The 3,844-nt window shown below is 63.4% G+C and carries 3 protein-coding genes and 1 pseudogene; 3 read left to right on the top strand and 1 reads right to left on the bottom strand.

The features are described from left to right. Together mutT and QZ184_RS10690 are read left to right on the top strand one after the other, a co-directional pair. The coding region (gene mutT, locus QZ184_RS10695; RefSeq protein WP_296419562.1) for an 8-oxo-dGTP diphosphatase MutT at positions 1-1,059 on the top strand (1,059 nt) is incomplete at its 5' end. Between the two features lie 3 nt (positions 1,060-1,062). Then, positions 1,063-2,052 (top strand): carbohydrate kinase, encoded by a 990-nt coding sequence (locus QZ184_RS10690; RefSeq protein ID WP_296419560.1) that lies wholly within the window; start codon positions 1,063-1,065, stop codon positions 2,050-2,052. On the opposite strand, the pseudogene tsaE reads toward QZ184_RS10690, so the two are convergent. Next, positions 2,049-2,501, bottom strand: a pseudogene (tsaE, locus tag QZ184_RS10685) (tRNA (adenosine(37)-N6)-threonylcarbamoyltransferase complex ATPase subunit type 1 TsaE); the annotation flags it as partial. The gene QZ184_RS10690 and the pseudogene tsaE sit on opposite strands and share 4 nt — an antisense overlap. Before the next feature lie 115 nt (positions 2,502-2,616). Between tsaE and ahcY the strand changes: the two are divergent. Continuing rightward, positions 2,617-3,844, top strand: a 1,228-nt coding sequence (gene ahcY / locus QZ184_RS10680; RefSeq protein ID WP_296419558.1) for an adenosylhomocysteinase, incomplete at its 3' end; no start/stop codon positions are given.

The following is a 3,844-nucleotide window of genomic DNA, read 5'->3' as shown; positions in this document are numbered from 1 at the left end:
GTGCCCGGACGGAAGGAAGTTCTGGACCCCTATCCGATCTGGGTTGCGGAGGTGATGCTCCAGCAGACCCAGCTGCAGGTGGTGTTGCCCTACTGGACTCGCTGGATGGAGCGCTTCCCGACAGTGCTTGCTCTAGCGGAAGCCGATGAGCAAGAGGTCCTGTTGCTCTGGCAAGGCCTTGGCTACTACTCCCGTGCTCGCCGGCTGCATCAAGGGGCCCAGCAGTTCCTGAGGACCTACGGGAAAGGTCTTTCCGACGATGCGTTCGACCGATGGCCCCGTGACCTCGAGAGCTGGTTGGCCTTGCCGGGAATTGGTCCAAGCACCGCAGGAAGCATCCTCTCGTCGGCGTTTGATCTCCCGTTTCCGATCCTTGATGGCAACGTCAAACGGGTGCTCTCGCGTTTAATCGCTAGCCCCACGCCGCCGGCTCGCAACAGCAAAGAGCTCTGGGCTTTAAGCGAGCAGCTGCTTTCAAGGGAGCAGCCGCGCAACTTCAATCAGGCCCTGATGGATCTCGGGGCCACGGTCTGCACCCCCAAGAATCCCAGCTGTCTGGAATGTCCCTGGAGCGAGCAGTGCGCTGCCTACGCTTCCGGCGATCCAGTGGCCTACCCAGTGAAAGAAGTCCCCCGTGAACTGCCCTTTCAGGTCATTGGCGTTGGCGTGGTCCTCAACGACGCGGGTGAGGTTCTGATTGATCAGCGCCTGAATGAAGGGTTGCTGGGTGGTCTCTGGGAATTCCCCGGCGGGAAGCAGGAACCGGGGGAGGCGATCGAGGTCACCATCAGCCGCGAGCTGCAGGAAGAGCTGGCGATTGAGGTGCAGGTGGGTGAAGAGTTGATCAGCCTGGATCACGCTTACAGCCATAAGCGCCTGCGGTTTGTCGTTCACCTTTGCCATTGGCGCTCCGGTGAGCCCCAGCCCTTGGCCTCGCAGCAGGTGCGTTGGGTGAAGCCCCAGCACCTAAGCGACTTCCCTTTTCCCGCTGCCAACGCGCGGATCATTGCCGCCTTGCTGGCGCGTCTGCACCCTGAGGAGGGAACCGCCGCGGCCTGATCGATGCAACCAGCCCCCAAGGTGATTTGTCTGGGCGAGGCCCTGGTTGATCGCCTGGGGCCCTTGGGGGGAGATCCGGCGACGGCAACAGCGGATCAATGTGACGACCGCTTGGGCGGGGCCCCGGCCAATGTCGCCTGCGCCCTGGCCCGTCTTGGCACCCCCTCGGCCTTTGTTGGCCGGCTGGGGCGCGATTCGATCGGAGAGTCTTTTGAACAGTTGATGGCCAACCGTGGCGTGGAGCTGGCGGGTCTGCAACGGGATGCCACGCGCCCTAGTCGTGTTGTCTTGGTGCGCCGCCACGCCGATGGCGAGCGCGTCTTTCAGGGATTTGCCGGCGACCAGGGCCAGGGCTTCTCGGATCAGGCCCTCGATCAGGCCGAGTTGGAGCGGGCCTGGCCGGCCTTGGCTGCCCAAGCCCAGTGGCTGCTGGTGGGCACGATTCCGCTGGCCACAGCAGCGTCGGCGGCCAGTTTGCGTTGGGCGGTGGATCAGGCCAAGGCAGCGGGGGTGCGGATTGCCTTGGACGTCAATTGGCGCCCCACGTTTTGGGATGTCAGCTCCGATCCAGCCTCCGGCCCGGATGCGGCAGCCCTCAACGCGATGCAACCCCTCATCGCTGCGGCGTCGCTGTTGAAGTTGGCCAAGGAAGAGGCGCTCTGGCTTTTTGGAAGCGCTGATCCGAGCGCCATCTCGGCGGGTTTGCCCCAAGCCCCTGACGTGGTGGTGACCGATGGCGGCAACCCTGTCCATTGGTGGTTGGGCGGTGCGTCCGGGGTGCTCGAGGCCTTGGCGCCACCCCAGGTGGTGGACACCACCGGCGCCGGTGATGCCTTCAGTTCTGGTCTCTTGCATCAACTGGTGCAGGGGTTGATGTCCCCTGAGCAGATGCTTCGTTTCGCTGCGGCCTGTGGTGCTTTGGTCTGCGGCGGGGCGGGGGCGATTGACCCTCAACCCGATGCGGCTGCGGTGCAGCGGTTTCTGCAGCGTTAGCGCTGCAGCCTGGCCACCCGTCCGGCCTCGGGGTCGTTCGGGTCGAGCAGGTCCAGCTGCAGGGTCCAGGCGCCTTCTGGTTTGAAGCTCAGTCGCCCGGGCCACTCCACCGCCATCAAGGCGCCTAGTGCCTGGGCTTCCTCTTCTTCTTGGCAGAAGAGTTCATCGGCGGAGGCACTCTGCTCAAGGCGATAGAGGTCGAGATGGACCAAGGCGGCGGCCTGTCCTTGGTAATGCTGCGCTAAGGCAAAGGTGGGGCTAGTGATGGGTTCATCGATCTCGAGAGCCAGGGCAATCCCTTGCACCAGCGAGGTCTTGCCCGCTCCTAAATCCCCCTCCAGCAACAGGATGGGCCTGGGCTGCGGCAACGCGAGCCAGTCCAAGGCCAGTTGACGGCCCAGGTTCTGGGTGGCCGCCGCATCCGCTAACTGCACGCTCAGTTGTTGCATACCGATAGATTGCCCTTAAGCGAGCCCGAAGCCTCGGCGTCTCTGCAGATATTCCACACCTCTTGCCAAGCCACGGTCTGGGCTGGCGAGTGCATTCACCTCAAGAACATCAACCATGGTGGCCTCCCCCACTGCGCCTGCGCTGCAGAGCACCAGCACCTATGTGATCGCCGATCTGGGTCTGGCTGATTTCGGTCGCAAGGAGATCGAGATCGCTGAGACCGAGATGCCCGGTCTGGTGGCCCTGCGCAGCAAGTACGGCGCTGAGCAGCCCCTCAAGGGTGCCCGCATTGCGGGTTCCCTGCACATGACGATTCAGACCGCCGTTCTGATCGAAACCCTGGTGGCTCTGGGCGCTGAAGTGCGCTGGGCCAGCTGCAACATCTTCTCCACCCAGGACCACGCCGCTGCTGCGATCGCTGCTGCGGGTGTCCCTGTGTTCGCCTACAAGGGCGAGACCCTCGATGAGTACTGGGCCTTCACCCACCGCATCCTCGAGTGGGGCGACGGTGGTACCCCCAACATGATTCTCGATGACGGCGGCGATGCCACCGGTCTCGTGATCCTGGGCACCAAGGCCGAGAGCGATCCCTCCGTTCTGGACAACCCCAGCAACGAAGAGGAGACCGCCCTCTTCAACAGCATTCGCCAGAAGCTGGCTGCCCAGCCTGGCTTCTATTCCCGGATCAAGGCCCAGATCCAGGGCGTGACCGAGGAAACCACCACCGGTGTGGCCCGTCTCTATCAACTGCAGAAGAGCGGCGAACTCCCCTTCCCCGCCATCAACGTCAACGACTCCGTCACCAAGAGCAAGTTCGACAACCTCTACGGCTGCCGTGAGTCCCTGGTGGACAGCATCAAGCGCGCCACCGACGTGATGGTGGCCGGCAAGGTCGCCCTGGTGCTCGGCTACGGCGATGTGGGCAAGGGTTCGGCCCAGTCCCTGCGTGGCCTTGGCGCCACCGTGATGATCGCTGAGATCGATCCGATCTGCGCCCTGCAGGCCGCCATGGAGGGCTACCGCGTCGTCCGTCTGGAGGACGTTGTGGCTGATGTCGACATCTTCGTCACCGCCACCGGCAACTTCCAGGTGATCCGCCACGAGCACCTGATCCAGATGAAGGATCAGGCGATCGTCTGCAACATCGGCCACTTCGATAACGAAATCGATGTCGCCTCGCTGAAGCAGTACACCTGGGAGAACATCAAGCCCCAGGTCGACCACATCACCCTGCCCAGCGGCAACAAGATCCTGTTGCTGGCCGAGGGTCGTCTGGTGAACCTGGGCTGCGCCACCGGCCACCCCAGCTTCGTGATGAGCAACTCCTTCACCAACCAGGTGC

The sequence above is a fragment of the Vulcanococcus sp. DEBay_Sum22DG08_74 genome, assembly GCF_017852955.1.
Lineage (GTDB): Bacteria > Cyanobacteriota > Cyanobacteriia > PCC-6307 > Cyanobiaceae > Vulcanococcus.
Note: the sequence above shows the minus strand (reverse complement) of the source record. Positions and strands in the feature narration are given on the sequence as shown.

What these genes read in the sequence shown, in the direction of transcription:
- QZ184_RS10690 (WP_296419560.1), top strand. Translation starts at nt 1,063, where the DNA reads ATGCAACCAGCCCCCAAGGTGATTTGTCTGGGCGAGGCCCTGGTTGAT.